At 60.3% G+C, this 17,930-nt stretch carries 16 protein-coding genes; 2 read left to right on the top strand and 14 right to left on the bottom strand.

Annotation, left to right across the window (positions count from 1 at the left end):
• Nucleotides 1-20 precede the first annotated feature (20 nt).
• The 4 genes from C4J90_RS23415 to C4J90_RS23400 form a co-directional block, all read right to left on the bottom strand.
• The gene (locus C4J90_RS23415; protein WP_124420927.1) at nt 21-1,907 is read right to left on the bottom strand and encodes a TonB-dependent receptor domain-containing protein; all 1,887 of its coding nucleotides are present in this window, start codon (nt 1,905-1,907) and stop codon (nt 21-23) included.
• Nucleotides 1,908-2,047: 140 nt separating this feature from the next.
• Complete coding sequence (gene dxs / locus C4J90_RS23410; protein ID WP_124420926.1) at nt 2,048-3,946, bottom strand: 1-deoxy-D-xylulose-5-phosphate synthase; 1,899 nt, start codon at nt 3,944-3,946, stop codon at nt 2,048-2,050.
• A 110-nt stretch (nt 3,947-4,056) separates the two neighbouring features.
• A complete protein-coding gene (locus C4J90_RS23405) occupies nt 4,057-4,944 on the bottom strand; it encodes a polyprenyl synthetase family protein (protein WP_124420925.1) in 888 nt (295 codons plus the stop codon).
• On the bottom strand, nt 4,941-5,183 hold the full coding sequence (locus C4J90_RS23400; protein WP_003176346.1) for an exodeoxyribonuclease VII small subunit: 243 nt from the start codon (nt 5,181-5,183) through the stop codon (nt 4,941-4,943). The genes C4J90_RS23405 and C4J90_RS23400 overlap by 4 nt, the downstream gene beginning before the upstream one ends.
• 353 nt (nt 5,184-5,536) lie before the next feature.
• Here C4J90_RS23400 and C4J90_RS23395 point away from each other — a divergent pair, with 353 nt between their 5' ends.
• Nucleotides 5,537-6,568, top strand: coding sequence for a YhcG family protein (locus C4J90_RS23395; protein ID WP_124420924.1), 1,032 nt, complete (start codon nt 5,537-5,539; stop codon nt 6,566-6,568).
• Between the two features lie 61 nt (nt 6,569-6,629).
• Here the strand turns inward: C4J90_RS23395 and ycaC are convergent, their stop codons facing one another.
• Nucleotides 6,630-7,262: an isochorismate family cysteine hydrolase YcaC gene (gene ycaC / locus C4J90_RS23390; protein WP_057724871.1), complete on the bottom strand. Its 633-nt coding sequence runs from the start codon at nt 7,260-7,262 to the stop codon at nt 6,630-6,632.
• 514 nt (nt 7,263-7,776) lie between these two features.
• On the opposite strand from ycaC, the gene C4J90_RS23385 reads away from it, so the two are divergent.
• Nucleotides 7,777-8,013, top strand: coding sequence for a hypothetical protein (locus tag C4J90_RS23385; protein WP_124420923.1), 237 nt, complete (start codon nt 7,777-7,779; stop codon nt 8,011-8,013).
• Nucleotides 8,014-8,306: 293 nt separating this feature from the next.
• On the opposite strand, the gene C4J90_RS23375 is transcribed toward C4J90_RS23385, so the two are convergent.
• The 9 genes from C4J90_RS23375 to C4J90_RS23335 all read right to left on the bottom strand — a co-directional run bounded on the left by C4J90_RS23375 (nt 8,307) and on the right by C4J90_RS23335 (nt 17,695).
• A complete protein-coding gene (locus tag C4J90_RS23375) occupies nt 8,307-9,077 on the bottom strand; it encodes a S24 family peptidase (RefSeq protein ID WP_124420922.1) in 771 nt (256 codons plus the stop codon).
• 209 nt (nt 9,078-9,286) lie between these two features.
• Nucleotides 9,287-9,814 carry an inorganic diphosphatase gene (gene ppa / locus C4J90_RS23370; RefSeq protein WP_003176323.1) on the bottom strand — a complete coding sequence of 176 codons (528 nt, stop codon included), beginning with the start codon at nt 9,812-9,814 and terminating at the stop codon, nt 9,287-9,289.
• Nucleotides 9,815-9,922: 108 nt separating this feature from the next.
• On the bottom strand, nt 9,923-10,738 hold the full coding sequence (locus C4J90_RS23365) for a zinc-dependent peptidase (protein WP_124420921.1): 816 nt from the start codon (nt 10,736-10,738) through the stop codon (nt 9,923-9,925).
• A gap of 6 nt (nt 10,739-10,744) precedes the next feature.
• Nucleotides 10,745-11,401, bottom strand: a complete 657-nt coding sequence (locus C4J90_RS23360) for a DedA family protein (protein ID WP_124364576.1) — start codon at nt 11,399-11,401, stop codon at nt 10,745-10,747.
• Nucleotides 11,402-11,704: 303 nt separating this feature from the next.
• Complete coding sequence (locus C4J90_RS23355) at nt 11,705-12,163, bottom strand: N-acetyltransferase (RefSeq protein ID WP_124364575.1); 459 nt, start codon at nt 12,161-12,163, stop codon at nt 11,705-11,707.
• A 91-nt stretch (nt 12,164-12,254) separates the two neighbouring features.
• On the bottom strand, nt 12,255-13,088 hold the full coding sequence (eutC, locus tag C4J90_RS23350; RefSeq protein WP_124364574.1) for an ethanolamine ammonia-lyase subunit EutC: 834 nt from the start codon (nt 13,086-13,088) through the stop codon (nt 12,255-12,257).
• Complete coding sequence (locus tag C4J90_RS23345) at nt 13,085-14,479, bottom strand: ethanolamine ammonia-lyase subunit EutB (RefSeq protein WP_124408281.1); 1,395 nt, start codon at nt 14,477-14,479, stop codon at nt 13,085-13,087. The genes eutC and C4J90_RS23345 overlap by 4 nt, the downstream gene beginning before the upstream one ends.
• A 53-nt stretch (nt 14,480-14,532) precedes the next feature.
• Nucleotides 14,533-15,966 carry an ethanolamine permease gene (gene eat / locus C4J90_RS23340; RefSeq protein ID WP_124420920.1) on the bottom strand — a complete coding sequence of 478 codons (1,434 nt, stop codon included), beginning with the start codon at nt 15,964-15,966 and terminating at the stop codon, nt 14,533-14,535.
• 208 nt (nt 15,967-16,174) lie between these two features.
• Nucleotides 16,175-17,695, bottom strand: coding sequence for an aldehyde dehydrogenase family protein (locus C4J90_RS23335; RefSeq protein WP_124364571.1), 1,521 nt, complete (start codon nt 17,693-17,695; stop codon nt 16,175-16,177).
• Nucleotides 17,696-17,930: the final 235 nt, after the last annotated feature.

Below are 17,930 nucleotides of genomic sequence, written 5' to 3'. Positions count from 1 at the left end.
CTCCCACATTTTGTGGCGCCTCACATCTGCGGCGTCCACGTTACGCCGAACATCCAGACCCGGCCTTCTTCCCGGTAATCCTGATTGTTCAGGAACGCCGGATCGTTATAGCTGTAGCGCGCACGGGAATAGGCCTTGTCCAACAGGTTATCGACCTTCAACGACAGCGACACCGCGTGGCTCAACGCCCAACTGCTGCGCAGGCCCAGCAAGGCGTACCCGCCCAAGCGATTACGGTTGGCTTCGTCATCGTAGCTGCTGCTGATCGCCTGCCAGCTTGCACCTACGCCGAACTTATCGAACTGCCGGTCCAGATCCAGGTTCACCGTGCGCCGTGCACGACGAGCCAAAGTATGGCCACTGTCGCGATCACGCGGGTCGATCAGCGACACACCCAGGTTGCCCTGCCAGCCAAACAGCTCCTGCTTGAGCGCCGCCTCAAAACCATTGATCCGCGCCGACGCCACGTTCTGCGGCTTGCCGCCGTCGAGGATGATCGCATCGCTCAGGTCGGTGCGGTACAGCGAGGCCTCGAGGCGGGTGCTGTCTGTTAACTGACTGCGCCATTGCAGCTCGTAACTCTTTGAGCGCTCAGGTTGCAGGTTGGGATTGCTGTATTGCGTGTCGGGGTAATACAGGTCGTTGAAGGTGGGCGCACGGAAGCCTTCGCTGTAGCTGAGCAACACATCGTTGTCCGGATTGATCGGCACCGTCAGCGTGCCACTCCAGCTGTTCTGGCCGCCGAACTGCTGGTTCTGGTCGCGGCGCAGGCCCAGCTCGGTGGAAAACCATTCACCCTGGAAACGGTGCTGCACAAAGGCGGCGCGGTTCCAGCGGCTGTCTTCGGTAAAGGTGGTGGAGCCGTGGAAGCGGTCTTCGTACCAGTCGCCACCGACGATCAAGCTGTTGCGGTCGTTCAACGTCAGGTCGTTCTGCCAGTTGACCGAGTCGCGGTAGGTATCGAACACGCTGAAATCGTCGCTGAGGGTATCGCGCTTGGTGTCGCGGTTTTCGCTGTGGCCCAGTTCCAGGCGCGACTGCCAGCCTTCGCTGAGGGTGGCGTCGACGTAGCCGCTGGCACTGCTGACGGTGTAGTCGGTGTAGGGTTTCTGGCCGAGGCTTTGCCCGGTGGCGAAGTCATAGCGCCCGAAGCTGTTGTCGTACTCTGACTTGCCGCGGTTATCCAATAGGTTGAAGCCCACCTCCAGCTCGTCGCTGAACGAATGGCTGAGGTTCAGGCTCAGGGACTGGTTGCGGTAGGCATCATGGTCGCCATCGCTGGGAAACGACTGATGGGTTGAATTGATGCCGGCGGTTTCATCCAGGCTTGCGCCCAGGTTGAAGCGCGTCTGCTCATCGCCGCCCGACAGGCCAAGGCTGCGCTGCCACGTCTGGTTGCTGCCAACGCCGAGCTTCAGGCGCGGTTGCAGGCCTTGCGCGGCGTTGCGCCGGGTAAACACCTGGATCACCCCGCCAATCGCATCGCTGCCGTAGATCACCGAACGTGAACCGCGCAGCACTTCCACGCGCTCAATCTGGTCGACGTTCAGGTATTGCAGGCCGCTGTCACCGGACGTGGTGTTGGCAATGCGCTGGCCATCCACCAGCACCAGGCTTTGCGCAGACTTCGTGCCGCGAATGTAAATGCCCGGCAAGCTGCCACGGCCGCCGGTGGGCGCAACTTGCACGCCGGGCACGCGGCTGAGCAGATCGGTCAGGCTGGAAGGTTGCAGGCGGTCGATATCGGCGCGGGTGAAGACGGTGTTGGCGGCGCTGCTGTCATTGCGCGCCTGCACCTGGCGGTTGGCGCTGATGACCACGTCGGAGAGCTTCAGGGCCTGGTCCCGGGTATCGGCGAGCAGGTGCGAGGCTGGCAGAAGCAGCAATGCAAGGTACAGGCGTTTCATGGGCCGTCCGTAGCGTTTGAAGGTTGCACACATCAAAAAATGTGGGAGGGGGCCTGCCCCCGATTGCAGTGCTTCAGTCAAAATAGCTACAACTGATACACCGCTATCGGGAGCAAGCCCCCTCCCACATTTGGATCCGGTTACGGATTCAAGAGCGCCAAGCGCTCGCGCACCGAGGCTTCGATACCGGCTTCATCCAACCCGCATTCAGCCAGCATCTGCGCCGGTTTGGCGTGTTCGACGTACATATCCGGCAGGCCCAGGTGCAGCACCGACTTGAGGATATTCACCCGCGCCAGGAACTCGCTGACCGCCGCGCCGGCACCGCCCATGATGGCGTTTTCTTCGACCGTCACCAGCAACTCATGGCTACCGGCAATCTCGCGCACCAACGCTTCATCCAGCGGTTTGACGAACCGCATGTCGACCACGGTGGCGTCGATCTTCTCCGCTACCTTAAGGGCTTCGGCCAATTGCACGCCGAACACCAGGAAGGCCGTCTTGCTGCCCTGGCGGCGCACGATGCCCTTGCCGATCTCGATAGGCTCCAGGTCTTTCTCGATGAGCGCATTCGGGCCATTCCCGCGCGGATAGCGCACGGCCGCCGGGCCGTTGTACAGGTGACCAGTGCTGAGCATCTTGCGCAGTTCGTTCTCGTCGCTCGGCGTCATCACCAGCATGCCAGGGATGCAGCGCAGGTAAGACAGATCGAAGCTGCCGGCGTGGGTCGGGCCGTCTTCGCCCACCAGGCCGGCGCGGTCGATGGCGAACAAGACGTCGAGGTTCTGCACCGCCACGTCATGCACCAACTGGTCATAACCGCGTTGCAGAAAGGTGGAGTAAATCGCTACCACCGGCTTGGCGCCTTCGCAGGCCATGCCGGCGGCGAAGGTCACTGCGTGCTGCTCGGCAATCGCCACATCGAAGTAACGCAACGGGAAACGCTCGCTGAACGCCACCAGGTCGGAGCCTTCCTTCATCGCCGGGGTGATCCCCACCAGGCGCGGGTCGGCGGCGGCCATGTCGCACAGCCATTCGCCAAACACACCGGAATACTTCGGCCCGCTGGCCTTTTTCGGCGCAGCGGCGGGAGCGTCCAGTGGTTCCAGCTTGGTAATCGCGTGGTAACCAATCGGGTCGACTTCCGCCGGCGCGAAGCCTTTACCTTTTTTGGTGACGATATGCAGGAACTGCGGGCCCTTGAGGTCACGCATATTGCGCAGCGTGGCGATCAGGGTCGGCAGGTCATGGCCGTCGATAGGGCCGATGTAGTTCCAGCCCAATTCTTCGAACAGCGTGCCGGGCACCAGCATGCCCTTGGCATATTCTTCCGTGCGACGGGCAATTTCCCACGCGCCGGGCAGGCGCGACAGCACTTTCTTGCTGCCTTCGCGCATGCTGGCGTAGGTACGGCTGGAGAGGATTTTCGCCAGGTAATTGGACAGGCCGCCGACGTTTCGCGAAATCGACATGTCGTTGTCGTTGAGGATCACCAGCATGTTGGCGTCCACTTCCGGCGCATGGTTCAACGCTTCGAAGGCCATGCCCGCTGTCAGCGCGCCATCACCGATCACCGCAATCGCCTTGCGATCGCTGTTCTGCAGGCGAGCGGCAATCGCCATGCCCAGCGCTGCACTGATCGAGGTGCTGGAGTGGCCGACGCCAAAGGTGTCGTACTCGCTCTCGGAACGACGCGGGAAGGCGGCGATACCGTCCTTCTGGCGCAGGCTGGCCATACGCTCGCGCCGCCCGGTGAGGATTTTATGCGGATACGCCTGATGGCCCACGTCCCACACCAGCCGGTCGTCCGGGGTGTCGAATACGTAGTGCAAGGCGATGGTCAGCTCGATCACGCCCAGCCCGGCACCGAAGTGCCCACCGGTCTGGCCGACCGTGTAGAGCAATTCCAGGCGCAGTTCATCGGCCAGGGTTTCCAGCTCGGCTTCACCCAGTCGACGCAGGCCGTCCGGCGTGGCAGCGCGGTCGAGCAGGGGCGTGGACGGGCGCTTGCGGGGAATCTCTTGGAACGTCGTGGGCATCAGGCGAATCGTTATAGGTATAGAAGAGGCGGCAGTTTACCTCAAGCGTTGCAAACTGCCCACGCAGGGGCGCCAACTTGGCCGATATGCGGCGCTGATCGCCACGGTTATCAGTGGCGGCGTTCGACGATATACCGCGCCAGGTCACGCAACGGCTCAGCCGCCGCGTCGAAAGGTCGCAGGGCGTCCAGGGCCTGGTCGCGCAGTTCCAGGGCATACGCCTTGGCAGCTGCAAGCCCGAGCAGCGCAGGATAGGTGGGCTTGTCCCGGGCGATGTCCGCGCCTTGGCGTTTGCCGAGGGTTGCGGTGTCACTTTCCACGTCGAGAATGTCGTCCTGCACCTGGAACGCCAGGCCAACAGCTCGTGAATAGGTGTGCAGCGCCGCCAATTGCGCGGCTTCGGCCCGGCCACTGGCCAGGGCACCGAGCTGCACCGCAGCCTCGATCAACGCGCCGGTCTTGTGGCGATGCATGTGTTCCAGGGCTGTTTGATCCAGCTTGAGGCTGACCGAACCCATGTCGATCGCCTGCCCGCCGACCATACCGGCCGGGCCTGCCGCCAGGGCCAGGGCGGTGACCATGCGCAGGCGGATCTCGGCATTCACGCGGCTCAAACGCGGGTCGAGCAACGCGCTGAACGCCAGGCTCTGCAGGCCATCACCGGCCAGGATCGCATAGGCTTCATCGAAGGCTTTATGGGTGGTCGGCTGGCCGCGACGCAGATCGTCATCATCCATCGCCGGCAGATCGTCGTGTACCAGGGAGTAGGCGTGAATCAGTTCTACCGCGCAGGCCGCGCCATTCGCGTCCTCGGCCGGCGCACCCAGCGCTTCACACGCCGCATACGCCAGCAACGGGCGCACGCGCTTGCCGCCATTCATCACGCTGTAGCGCATGGCGTCGTAAAGGCGCTTCATTTCCGGGCTTGGCGCAACAAACAAGGGCTCCAGCGCCGCATTCACCCGGGCTTGGCTACTGGCCTGATACGCATCGATCATTCGGGTTGTTCCGCATCGAAAGGTTCTTCGGCCAACTCCCCATCACGCTCAAGCAATACCTGCACTTTCTGCTCAGCCTGCGCTAGCGCGCTCTGGCAGTCACGGGTCAGGCCGATGCCTTGCTCAAACGCCGTCAACGAGTCTTCCAGCGACAACTCGCCGTTCTCCAGACGCTCGACCAGGGTTTGCAGGTCGGCGAGGGATTGTTCGAAATCGAGTGCAACTTTTTTGCGGGCCATGGCGGCAATTCCGGTAGACGGTAAACCGGCGCGACACTAGCAGACATGGGGATTTGGGGCAAATGAGTGGGAGCGTGCAGGCGGTGAGCCGATTAGCGGCGTTATTCGGCTCACCACGTTTCAGCTTGCCCGAAGCGCGAAACATATATCTCATTGTCCGCAAGTGGTTTCAGGGTAGGGGGGCCTATCGGGGAAAGCAGGGACCGGCGCCATCGTTGTTTTTGAATCAGTAGCGAAGAGTGCCAGCAGGACCGTTCCGCAAAGGCCGCAGGAGCCTTCCTGGAGCATTCATGAGCTCTTGTGACGGCACAGCTGCCTGACTAGCCTGCCGAAAACACAAGAGTGAACCAGGCATGAGCGAAACCTCTATTGGGTTGTCCGCGCCACCCGAGGGCTATACCGATTGGCTGACAGACCTCAAGGGCCGCATCCATAACGCACAGCAGCGCGCGTCAATCGCGGTCAATCGTGAATTGGTGATGCTCTACTGGCAGATTGGACGCGAAATTTTGGCCCGTCAGAGCGATCAAGGCTGGGGGAGCAAAGTGATCGACCGCCTTGCGCAGGATCTGCGTGCAGCGTTTCCCGACATTAAGGGTTTTTCGCCGCGCAATCTCAAGTATATGCGCGCTTTTGCCGAGGCGTGGCCGGATTCGGAATTTGTGCAACAGGCTGCTGCACAATTGCCCTGGGGTCACAACGTGGTGTTGCTCGAAAAGCTTCCCGGCCCGGAAACACGTCGCTGGTACATCACCCAGGCAGTTAAACACAGCTGGTCGCGGAACACGCTGGTACTGCACATCGAAAATTGCTTGCTGGAGCGCAGTGGCAAGGCAGTCAGCAACTTCGAAAGCCATTTGCCAAAGGCACAATCCGATCTGGCACGAGAATCTCTCAAGGACCCTTATCGCTTTGACTTCCTAAGCCTGGGCCTGGATGCGAAAGAGCGTGATATCGAAAATGCCTTGATCAAACATGTTACTGAGTTCTTATTAGAGTTGGGCGCAGGCTTTGCCTACGTTGGCCGGCAAGTACTGCTGAATGTTGGCGGTGATGAGTTCTTCGTTGACCTGTTGTTTTACCACTTGAAACTGCGCTGCTACGTAGTGATCGAACTCAAGGCGGGTAAATTCAAGCCCGAGCATCTGGGCAAGTTGAGCTTCTATCTCGCGGCTGTAGATGCCGAACTGAAGCACCCACAGGATGGCCCGACCATTGGCCTGTTGCTGTGCAAGGGTAAAAATGAGGTGGTGGCTGAATATGCTCTGCGCGATAACAACCGGCCTATCGGTGTGGCGGAATATCAGTGGGTAGAGTCTTTGTCGGCAGAACTGCAGACCAGTTTGCCCAGCATTGAGCAGATAGAGAGAGAACTGGCGGGGTAAGCCGGTTCAAGCACCGAAAGCCTGCCTTTTCAGGGCAGGCTTATCGTCACACTGGGCTGACTTATTTCTGCTGAGCTGTCAGCGCCGCATACCCATTCATCAAATTGCGATAGTTAGGAATGCGCTGGGACAACAGATTCCCCAGCCCTTCGATATCGTTGCGCCAGTCGCGGTGCAACTCACACGCCACGGAGAACCAGTTCATCAACTGCGCACCGGCCTGGGTCATCCGGCTCCATGCCGCCTGCTGCACCGTGGTATTGAACGTGCCCGACGCATCCGTTACCACGAACACCTCAAACCCTTCCGCCAGCGCCGACAAGGTCGGGAACGCCACGCACACATCGGTTACCACGCCAGCGATGATGATCTGCTTGCGCCCGGTGGCCTTGATCGCCTTGACGAAGTCTTCGTTGTCCCAGGCGTTGATCTGGCCTGGGCGAGCGATATACGGCGCGTCCGGGAACATTTCCTTCAACTCCGGCACCAGCGGGCCGTTGGGGCCTTGCTCGAAACTGGTGGTGAGAATGGTCGGCAGGTTGAAGAACTTGGCCAGGTCGGCCAGGGCCAGCACGTTGTTCTTGAACTCGTTGGGGGAGAAGTCCTGCACCAGGGAGATCAGGCCGGTCTGGTGGTCGACCAGCAGCACGATGGCGTCGTCTTTGTTCAGGCGGTTGTAGGTTGGAGTGCTCATGGTTGAATCCTTTTTTTGTTTAGGTTGGTTGGGCGTTGTGTTCAACATGGGCACAGATTAATGGGTGGATCGTGACGGATAAATCGGGTGGGAGGAGTCTTACTGTCAACTTAAAAAGGACGATGGTTTTTTCTGGCTTGTGCAGCACCTGTTGCATAAATCAATGCGAAGAGCGATGGGGGATTTGACTTTGAAGGGCCAGCAGGTCCTATCCCTTTCATTCGCAGGACGTTTCCGAGAGAATCCCAACCGCATTGCGCCAGCGGAAATGGGTGACTAGGCTGCGGATTGTCACTGCACATTCAGTGATCGGGTTTAGTCGCTCGGATTCGATTGGCGCATAAGCAACTCATGAGTCAGGCACCTCTTCGCCTGCATCTTATGGTGGCTGTGCGCAGGGCACCTCCGGGTGCGCCGGGTTCCCAATCGACCGGTCGACTAACCTGCGTACAGCTGCCGCCTTTCGTTTAGTCGCGGGAAATGGCAGCTCCAACTTATCGATTGGAGTTTTGCTATGGATAACGTTTGTTCGGATTCGCCGTCATCAGATGTGACCAGTCCGTTTACGGTCAGCGAAGAACTGAGTTTCGAGGATGCCTGGGCTCAGGTGGCTGAGCTGTTGCATTGTGCGGTGGCTACGTCGCAGGTGCTCGGCGAACCAGTGGCTGCGCCGCAGAGGGCGGTGATGCATTTGGTGGAGATGGCCAAGATGGTGGCCGATCGGGCTGTGGAATGTTTGCAGGCCTCATGACGTGCAAGGCCAGCAAGTCGCTAAGCGGCCTCTTTTGACCATTCAATTGTCTAGCAGCTGTTGGACAATTGATCTGAGATAGACGGGCATTAAAAAGCCGGCTTGTGGCCGGCTTCTCGGGGACTGTTTCAGCTTGTTTTTGACAAACCTCACCAGCCTTCAAATCGCTCAGCCCACGTTGCGTCGGGCTGAATAGTAGGGGCATCCGCGGGAACTCCTCCGCATCGCCTGGCAGGGCAACAGCCTGAAACCATCCCCTGCCAAATGTGCGGCGCATGATACCCACATTCACCTCAGTTGCCCACCTCCGGTTCCGATTCGGAGCCTTCCCAGCCCAGTAGGTGTTCGTCCAGCGGCACCGGTGGGCGGCGGTTGTTGAGGGTGGACCACCAGAATACCCAGCCGACTATCTGGAAGTTCTGCTCGAAGCGTTCGTCGTAGGTGAGGTATTCGTCCGGGTGTTCGCTGGCGTTGTGGCTGCGCATGCGCAGGCCACCGCCAGGTCGGTTGTAGAGGTATTTGATGCGCAGCATGCCGTCGTGTTCGACGGCGTAGATTTCGCCGTCGATGATTTGAGTGCGGCCTTTATCGATGGCGAGGGTGGCGCCTTGTTGGATGATGTCGATCATGCTGTTGTCGACCATGTAGGCGCCTACCGCGCGGTCGGAATTTACGTTGAGGGTTTCGAGGGTGTGCTGGGTGACGCGGATGCGTTCGGTTGAGGTGAATGTGGGGTGGAGGGGGATCTCCACGTCGGTATTATCCGGGCGGCAGGCAGGGCCTGTGAGGTATTTGCCGATGTCTTCGCGGGTCGGTGCAATCCTTGCGGTGGGGCCGTCCAACAGGTAGTTGACCGGTGGGTGTTTGGGGCCGCGGCCGTCGCTTAACCAGCGACTGGAAACGCACAGCAGTTCTGCGAACTCGTTGAGTCGGCCCATGGGGACGCCGCGTTTGAACCAGTTGTTCACGTGCTGAGGCGTGACGCCGCGATTCTTGGCGAAGTCGGAGGCGGAAAGATGAACTTCCCGTAATAGCGCTTTTAAACGATCACCTGATGTATTCATAAACGCAGAGTTTACCGGCCAGGAAAACTATTCAAATAAACTATGCGTTGAATTGCGCATGTAGGTTTTTCCTTAGTTGTAGTCTGATTCTTCATCTATTAGTGTTAGTTAAACATAAAAAATTAAACATTGAACTCGGCGTTTAGTATTCATAAAAAAGCCCCGAATAATCGGGGCTTTTTAATTGCCGTGGCAATGAGGCGCAAGTATCAGCCTTTGTAGGCGGCTACCGACTTCATGATTTCGGCGCGGGCAGCGTCTGCATTGCCCCAACCGTCGATCTTCACCCATTTGCCTTTTTCGAGGTCTTTGTAGTTCTCGAAGAAGTGCTTGATCTGTTCCAGCAGCAGTGGCGGCAGGTCGGTGTATTCCTTCACGTCGACGTACAGCTGGGACAGCTTGTCGTGTGGCACTGCGATAACTTTGGCATCGCCGCCGCCGTCGTCGGTCATGTTCAGGATGCCGACCGGGCGTGCGCGGATGACCGAGCCTGGGGTGACCGGGTAAGGGGTCACGACCAGCACGTCGAGGGGGTCACCGTCGTCAGCCAGGGTGTTGGGAATGAAACCGTAGTTGGCCGGGTAGAACATCGGGGTGGCCATGAAACGGTCAACGAACAGGCAGTCGCTGTCTTTGTCGATTTCGTATTTGATCGGCGCGTGGTTGGCCGGAATTTCGATGGCGACGTAGATGTCGTTCGGCAGGTCTTTGCCAGCCGGAATCTTGCTGTAGCTCATTGGGCGTTGCCCCCGTAGTTGGCCATATGACATGGCCGGATTGGCCTAAAAGTGGCGGCGATTATAGGCATATTCTGACGCCGATGCCATGCGCCAAGCGTCGTACGGTCATTCGCCCTGTGGCTGGTAGCGCGGGTCGTGGGCTTGCAGTTGGGTCAGGCGGGCCAACGGGTCCTGGCGGTAAAAGCGGCTGAGTTGGGCGTACACCTGTGGGTAATGGCTGGCCAGTAAATCCGGGGCGCTGAAAAAATACTCGCTGGTGACGGCAAAGAATTCCGCCGGGTTTTCCGCTGCGTACGGATCGATCTCGGTGTCGGCGTCCGGGTTGGCGTCGAGTTGGCGATTGAGGTCGTCGAAGGCGCTTTGCATCACGCTGGCCCATTCCTGCACGCGCATGTCGTTGTGCAGTGGGGGCAGGCCGTTGGCGTCGCCGTTGAGCATGTCCAGTTTGTGCGCCAGCTCATGGATGACCAGGTTGTAGCCTGCCCAATGGCCGCTGGCCAGTACGCCGGGCCAGGCGAGGATCACCGGGCCTTGTTGCCAGGCTTCGCCGCTGTGCTCGCCGTCCCACTCATGTTCCACGCCGCTGGCATCGCGATGGCGTTGCGGGCTGAGAAAGTCGTCAGGGTACAGCACGATTTCATGGAAGCCCTGATACCAGTAGAGGTCACCCAGGTTCATCAGCGGCAGTTGCGCCTGGGCCGCGAGCAGCAAGCGCTGTTCCTGATGCAGTTCGACGCCGGGCAGGGCGGTGAGGTGTTTTTCGGCGAGGAACAGCACACAGGCTTCGCGCAGCCACTGGTCTTGCTCGGCGGTGATGCCGTCGAGGAAGGTCAGGTGGTGACGCACCCGTTGCCAGGTGTCATCGGCAATCGGGTGCTTGGCCAGCAGGCGCCGGCGACGCCAGGCGCTGAGGGACCACATGGGCGATCAGTGCGGATTGGCTTCGGAGGAGGTGCGACCAAAGCGGCTGCGCACCACGCCGATGATCATCGGCACCAGGGACAGCAGGATGATGAACACTACCAGCAACGACAGGTTCTTCTTGATAAACGGCACGTTGCCGAAGAAGTAACCCAGGGTCACCAGGCCACCGACCCAGAGAATGGTGCCCAGCACGCTGAAACCGAAGAAGCGCGGGTAGGGCATCCTGGCAATGCCGGCGACGAACGGCGCGAAGGTGCGCAGGATCGGCAGGAAGCGCGCCAGGGTCACGGTCTTGCCGCCGTGCTTGTCGTAAAAGTCGTGGGTTTTCTGCAGGTAGTCACGGCGGAAGATTTTCGAGTTCGGGTTGCTGAACAAGCGCTCGCCCACGGTTCGTCCTATTACATAGTTGGTGCTGTCGCCGAGGATGGCTGCCAGCATCAGCAGGCCGGCCAGCAGCACCGGGTCCATGCCGCCACCTGCGGCGACGGCGCCGGCAATGAACAGCAACGAATCACCCGGCAGGAACGGCATGACCACCAGGCCGGTCTCGCAAAAAATCACCAGGAACAGAATGGCGTAGATCCACGGACCGTAGTTGGTTACCAGCATGTCGAGGTAAACGTCGAGATGCAGGATAAGGTCAAGCGGGTTGAAATCCATGGATGGCACCTGTGTGAATGGCCCGGCTCAGCAGGCCAGTGCGGGGACGACGGGAAATAAGGCTACACGTGTATGTCGAGATTCTTACAACCCTGAAAGGTCGGCATTATACGGATTGAATGGTGAAAAGCGTGTGGCTTTTGTAGCGGGGAGTGTCGTGAAAGTGTGAAGCAGTGGGACCCGGTTTAAAAATGTGGGAGGGGGCTTGCTCCCGATTGCGGTGGGTCAGTGATATGGATATTGGCTGACCCACCGCTATCCGGAGCAAGCCCCCTCCCACAAGGGATCTGTGGTATTTGCGGGCTATTCTTCGTTGATCGACAGCACGTAGTTTTTGAACTCGGTGTCTTCGCGAAACCCTATCGACTCATAGGTCTTCTGCGCCACGTCATTGTCGCTGCTGGTCGACACCCGCAACCGCACCGCGTGGGTTTCCTTGGCCATCTTCTTCGCCGTGCGCATCAGGTTGTCGGCGACCAATTGTCGACGCGCGTCCTCGGCCACATAAATGTCATTGAGGATCCACACGCGTTTGAGCGACAGCGAGGAAAAGCTCGGATATAGCTGGCAGAACCCCAGCAGTCGTTTGTCATCATCATCGGCCAGCGCCAGGTAGATCACCGATTCTTTACGGCGCAGGCGCTTTTCCAGAAAGGCCCGCGAGGAGTCCGGAAACGGCAGGGCACCATAGAATTCGCGGTATTTGACGAACAACGGGGTCAGCAGGTCCAGGTGTTCCAGGGTCGCTTGAGTAATCCGCATGCCAGGCCTCAACATCCAAATGGGTATGACCACGCGCGCGGTGGTGGCTCGATGCTGCCTAATGCCGCGAAAAAGCGCAATCGTGTCGCGATCAATCCACAGGTGGGCTGAGCAGGAAATTGCCTTTCATCAGGTCCGGGTCATCTGATTCGATCGTCTGCAGTTGCGCTTCATCCTTGAGATGGACCCCGGAGAGTTGCCGGCGACAGGCCTCGCGCATCAGGTACAGCAGGCGATGGGCCGCCATGCCGTAACTCAGGCCTTCCAGGCGCACATTGGAGATGCAGTTGCGATAGGCGTCGGTGAGGCCGACCTTGGGGTTGTAGGTGAAATACAAGCCCAGGCTGTCCGGCGAACTCAGCCCCGGCCGTTCGCCGATCAGGATCACCGCCATTTTGGCGCCGAGTAGCTGCCCGATCTCATCGGCCACGGCGACGCGGCCCTGTTCCACCAGGATCACCGGTGACAGGGACCAACCTTCGGCGTGGGTCTGTTCTTCCAGGCGTGTAAGAAAAGGCGCGGTGTGTTTATGCACGGCCAGCGCCGACAGCCCATCGGCCACCACGATCGCCAGGTCCACGCCATCGGGATGCGCCGACGCGTAATCGCGCAAGGTTTGCGCCGATTCATCACTCAGGCGGCGTCCCAGATCCGGCCGTTGCAGGTACATATGCCGGTCGGTGGCGGCGCTGTGCAGCAACAGGCTGTCGCGGCCGCGTTCGGCGAATTGGCGGCTCAGCGCTTCATGGTCGAAGGGCAGATGCACCGCATCCCGCGCCTGGGCGTGGGCCAACTGGAAATCCAGCTGCGCGTTGGTGGGAATGCTGGTGCCGGTGCGGCCCAGGGCAATACGCGCCGGGGTCAGGCGGCGCAATTGCAGCCATGGATTGTCAGGCAGGTCGAGTTGCACAGGCGGCTCCTTCATCCCAGTTGCGCCAACGCGTGGCGGAACGCCGGTGGCAGGCTGTTGCCGAAGCGTACCTTGCCGTCGGCTTGCGTAAAGATGCCCATTTTCGCCAGCCATTGCTCGAACTCCGGCGCCGGTTTCAACCCCAGGGTCTGGCGGGCGTACAGCGCATCGTGGAACGAGGTGGTCTGGTAATTGAGCATGATGTCGTCGGAGCCGGGGATGCCCATGATGAAATTGATCCCGGCCACGCCGAGCAGGGTCAGCAGGGTGTCCATGTCGTCCTGGTCGGCTTCGGCGTGGTTGGTGTAGCAGATGTCGCAACCCATCGGCACGCCGAGCAGCTTGCCGCAGAAGTGGTCTTCGAGCCCGGCGCGGATGATCTGTTTGCCGTTGTACAGGTATTCGGGGCCGATAAAGCCGACCACGGTGTTCACCAGAAACGGTTTGAAGTGTCGGGCCACGGCATAGGCGCGGGTTTCACAGGTTTGCTGGTCGACGCCGAAGTGCGCGTTGGCCGACAAGGCGCTGCCCTGGCCGGTTTCGAAATACATCAGGTTCTGCCCCAGGGTGCCGCGGTTGAGGCTCAAGCCCGCGTCATAGCCTTCCTGCAGCAGGCTCAAGCTGATGCCGAAGCTGGCGTTGGCCGCTTCGGTGCCGGCGATCGACTGGAACACCAGGTCCAGCGGCACGCCACGGTTGATCGCTTCGATGGAGGTGGTGACGTGGGTCAGCACGCATGCCTGGGTGGGGATGTCGTAGCGCTGGATGATTGCGTCGAGCATCTCCAGCATGGCGCAGATCGAGGCGATGCTGTCGGTGGCCGGGTTGATGCCGATCATCGCGTCGCCGTTGCCGTAGAGCAGGCCGTCGAGAATGCTGGCGGCGATGCCGGCCGGCTCGTCGGTGGGATGGTTGGGTTGCAGGCGTGTGGACAGGCGCCCGCGCAGGCCCATGGTGCCGCGAAATTGGGTGACCACGCGGATCTTCTGTGCCACCAGTACCAGGTCCTGCACGCGCATGATCTTGGACACGGCGGCGGCCATTTCCGGTGTCAGCCCTGGCGCCAGTGCGCGTAGGGATTGTTCATCGGCGGCGTCGCTGAGCAGCCAGTCGCGCAGGCCGCCGACGGTCAGGTGGCTGACCGTGGCGAAGGCCTGTTTGTCGTGGGTGTCGATGATCAGCCGGGTGACTTCGTCGTTTTCGTAGGGGATCAACACTTCTTCCAGGAAGTGCTTGAGCGGGGTGTTCGCCAGCGCCATTTGGGCCGCGACCCGTTCGCCATCATTGTGCGCCGCCACGCCCGCCAGGAAGTCGCCGGAACGCGCCGGGCTGGCCTTGGCCATCAGGTCCTTGAGGCTGTCGAAGCGGTAGGTCTGTGCACCCACCGCGTGGGAAAAGCTTGCCATACAGTGTCTCCTTGACGACGCGGGCAAGGCGCCCGCGTCGAGGTTTACGGCAGTTAGTGCAAGGCGGCCTCTGCGGCCTGGATCGCCGCGAATTCTTCTTCCGGCGTGCCCGCTACCAAGTGATGCCGGCTGTAGAAAGCAAAGTAAGCAATTAATACTCCATAGATGATCGCGGCGCCAATGACCACGCGCGGATCCACCAGAAAGCCCGCCACCACGGCCACGCAGGCCAATACCAGCGCCACGCCCGAGGTGAAGATGCCGCCCGGCGTGCGGTAGGGGCGATCCATTTTGGGGCGACGGATGCGCAGGGTGATGTGGGCGGCCATCATCAGCACATAGGAGATGGTGGCGCCGAACACGGCCACCAGAATCAGCAGGTCGCCCTGGCCGGTCAACGACAGGCCAAAACCGATAATGCCGGGGATCACCAGCGCCAATACCGGTGCCTTGCTCTTGTTGGTCTCGGACAGTTTGCGCGGCAGGTAGCCGGCGCGGGACAAGGCAAAGATCTGTCGCGAATAGGCGTAGATGATCGAGAAAAAACTGGCGATCAAGCCGGCCAGGCCCACCAGGTTGACGAAGCTGCCCATCCAGGTCGAGCCGCCGTAGGACAATGCCAACGCTTCCACCAGTGGGTTGCCGGATTTGATCAAGGCGTAAGTGCCCGCACCGCCCGGCGCGATCACCAGAATCAACAGGGCAAAACTGGTCAGCACCACAATCGCGCCGATCAGCCCGCGTGGCAGGTCGCGTTTGGGGTTCTTGGTTTCTTCAGCGGCCAGGGGCACGCCTTCTACCGCGAGGAAAAACCAGATCGCATAGGGGATTGCCGCCCACACGCCGACGTAGCCGAACGGCAGGAAAGGGCTGGCACCCTTGGCTTCGGTCACCGGGATATCCAGCAGGTTGGCGACATTGAAGTGCGGCACCATCGCTACCAGAAACACGCCCAGGGCGATGGCCGCGATGGCGGTGATCACGAACATCAGCTTCAGCGCTTCACCCACCCCAAAAATGTGGATGCCGATAAAGATGATGTAGAACGCCAGGTAGATCATCCAGCCGCCAATGCCGAACAGCGACTCGCAATACGCGCCGATAAACACCGCGATGGCGGCGGGCGCGATGGCGTATTCGATCAGGATCGCCGTGCCCGTGAGAAACCCGCCCCAAGGGCCAAACGCGCTGCGGGCAAAGCCGTAGCCGCCGCCTGCGGTGGGAATCATGGAAGACAGTTCGGCCAGTGAAAAGCACATGCACAGGTACATGGTGGCCATCAGCAGTGTGGCGAGAAACATGCCGCCCCAACCGCCTTGGGCCAGGCCGAAGTTCCAGCCGGCGTAATCGCCGGAGATGACGTAGGCGACGCCGAGGCCAACCAGCAGCACCCAGCCGGCGGCGCCTTTTTTGAGTTCGCGTTGTTGGAAGTAATCGGTGCCGACTTTTTCGAAGTCGACAGACGATCCAGTGGGTTCGCTAGGCATGGGGAAGTACCTTTCGTTGTTATTGTTTTTAACTCGGCCTCTTTGAGCCGAATGCAGTTCGCAAGTACTTGTGAAGTTCTAAGTGTGGGAGGGGGCTTGCTCCCGATGGCGGTGTGTCAGCTACTGAATTGTTGGCTCATCCACCGCTATCGGGAGCAAGCCCCCTCCCACCTTTGATTGCATTGCAAGGGTGGGAGGGTGTTGTGGGTTAGAAGAAGCCCAACGGATTAATGTCGTAGCTCACCAGCAAGTTCTTGGTCTGCTGGTAATGGTCCAACATCATCTTGTGCGTCTCACGCCCCACACCGGACTTCTTGTAACCGCCAAATGCGGCGTGCGCCGGGTACAGGTGGTAGCAGTTGGTCCACACGCGGCCGGCCTTGATCGCACGGCCCATGCGGTAGGCGCGGTTGATGTCGCGGGTCCACAGGCCGGCGCCCAGGCCGAACTCGGTGTCGTTGGCAATGGCCAGGGCTTCGGCTTCGTCCTTGAAGGTGGTGATGCTTACCACTGGGCCGAAGATTTCCTCCTGGAACACGCGCATTTCGTTGGTGCCCTTGAGCAGGGTCGGCTGGATGTAATAGCCGGTGGCCAGGTCGCCGCTGAGCTTCTCCACCTTGCCGCCGGTGAGCAGTTGCGCACCTTCACCCTTGGCGATTTCCAGGTAGGACAGGATCTTGTCGAACTGCTGCTCCGACGCTTGGGCGCCGACCATAGTGTCGGTGTCCAGCGGATCGCCGCGCTTGATCGACTCGACCTTTTTCATCACAACTTTCATGAAGTCTTCATAGATCGACTCTTCCACCAGCGCGCGCGATGGGCAGGTGCACACTTCGCCTTGGTTGAAGAACGCCAGCACCAGGCCTTCGGCGGCCTTTTCGATGAATTGCGGTTCGGCTTTCATGATGTCGGCGAAGAAGATGTTCGGCGACTTGCCACCCAGTTCGACGGTGGACGGAATGATGTTCTCGGCCGCCGCATGCATGATGTGCGAACCCACCGGGGTGGAGCCGGTGAAGGCGATCTTGGCGATGCGCTTGCTGGTGGCCAGGGCTTCGCCGGCTTCTTTGCCGAAACCGTGCACGACGTTGAGTACGCCGGGCGGCAGCAGGTCGCCGATCAGCTCCATCAGCACGTTGATACCCAGCGGCGTTTGCTCGGCGGGCTTGAGCACCACACAGTTACCGGCGGCCAGGGCTGGGGCGAGCTTCCAGGCGGCCATCAGCAGGGGGAAGTTCCACGGGATGATCTGGCCGACCACGCCCAGCGGCTCATGGAAATGATAGGCGGCGGTGAGTTCGTTGATTTCGGCGCTGCTGCCTTCCTGGGCGCGGATGCAGCCGGCGAAGTAGCGGAAATGGTCGGCGGCCAGCGGGATGTCGGCGTTGAGGGTTTCGCGCACGGCCTTGCCGTTGTCCCAGGTTTCGGTGACGGCCAGCAGTTCGAGGTTCTGTTCGATGCGGTCGGCGATTTTCAGCAAGACCAGCGAGCGGTCCTGGGCCGAAGTCTTGCCCCAGGCGTCAGCTGCGGCGTGGGCGGCGTCCAGGGCTTTGTCGATATCCTTGGCAGTGGAGCGCGGGAATTCGGCGATGGGCTTGCCGTTGACCGGCGAGGTATTGGTGAAGTAATTGCCATCGACCGGGGCAACGAATTCTCCACCGATGTAGTTGCCGTACTTGGCCTTGAACGAAACGATGGCGCCTTCAGTACCGGGGTGTGCATAACGCATGGTGGGCATCTCCTGCTTTTATGTTTATTGGAGTACAGCGCGGCAAGCGCGTAGTAAAGCGTAGAGCAAGGGTTGGGCCACTGCGTTGCAGGCCAGGGAAATCAAAGGGTTATTATTTTTACCGGGCGTTGCTGTCACCCCGTCGGTACAGGCGGGGTGACAGTGTGTGCCATAAACGATACAGCCTGTGACCGGCGGGTCGGGACGGGATTGCAATGGCTGGGTGCCTGGAGGA

The sequence above is a fragment of the Pseudomonas sp. R2-60-08W genome, from assembly GCF_003852335.1.
In the GTDB taxonomy this organism is placed as follows: Bacteria; Pseudomonadota; Gammaproteobacteria; order Pseudomonadales; family Pseudomonadaceae; genus Aquipseudomonas.
This window is presented reverse-complemented; position numbering and strand designations above follow the sequence as displayed.

Coding starts and splice junctions, on each gene's coding strand:
- C4J90_RS23415 (WP_124420927.1), bottom strand. CDS start 1,907: ATGAAACGCCTGTACCTTGCATTGCTGCTTCTGCCAGCCTCGCACCTG.
- dxs (WP_124420926.1), bottom strand. CDS start 3,946: ATGCCCACGACGTTCCAAGAGATTCCCCGCAAGCGCCCGTCCACGCCC.
- C4J90_RS23405 (WP_124420925.1), bottom strand. CDS start 4,944: ATGATCGATGCGTATCAGGCCAGTAGCCAAGCCCGGGTGAATGCGGCG.
- C4J90_RS23400 (WP_003176346.1), bottom strand. CDS start 5,183: ATGGCCCGCAAAAAAGTTGCACTCGATTTCGAACAATCCCTCGCCGAC.
- C4J90_RS23395 (WP_124420924.1), top strand. CDS start 5,537: ATGAGCGAAACCTCTATTGGGTTGTCCGCGCCACCCGAGGGCTATACC.
- ycaC (WP_057724871.1), bottom strand. CDS start 7,262: ATGAGCACTCCAACCTACAACCGCCTGAACAAAGACGACGCCATCGTG.
- C4J90_RS23385 (WP_124420923.1), top strand. CDS start 7,777: ATGGATAACGTTTGTTCGGATTCGCCGTCATCAGATGTGACCAGTCCG.
- C4J90_RS23375 (WP_124420922.1), bottom strand. CDS start 9,077: ATGAATACATCAGGTGATCGTTTAAAAGCGCTATTACGGGAAGTTCAT.
- ppa (WP_003176323.1), bottom strand. CDS start 9,814: ATGAGCTACAGCAAGATTCCGGCTGGCAAAGACCTGCCGAACGACATC.
- C4J90_RS23365 (WP_124420921.1), bottom strand. CDS start 10,738: ATGTGGTCCCTCAGCGCCTGGCGTCGCCGGCGCCTGCTGGCCAAGCAC.
- C4J90_RS23360 (WP_124364576.1), bottom strand. CDS start 11,401: ATGGATTTCAACCCGCTTGACCTTATCCTGCATCTCGACGTTTACCTC.
- C4J90_RS23355 (WP_124364575.1), bottom strand. CDS start 12,163: ATGCGGATTACTCAAGCGACCCTGGAACACCTGGACCTGCTGACCCCG.
- eutC (WP_124364574.1), bottom strand. CDS start 13,088: ATGAAGGAGCCGCCTGTGCAACTCGACCTGCCTGACAATCCATGGCTG.
- C4J90_RS23345 (WP_124408281.1), bottom strand. CDS start 14,479: ATGGCAAGCTTTTCCCACGCGGTGGGTGCACAGACCTACCGCTTCGAC.
- eat (WP_124420920.1), bottom strand. CDS start 15,966: ATGCCTAGCGAACCCACTGGATCGTCTGTCGACTTCGAAAAAGTCGGC.
- C4J90_RS23335 (WP_124364571.1), bottom strand. CDS start 17,695: ATGCGTTATGCACACCCCGGTACTGAAGGCGCCATCGTTTCGTTCAAG.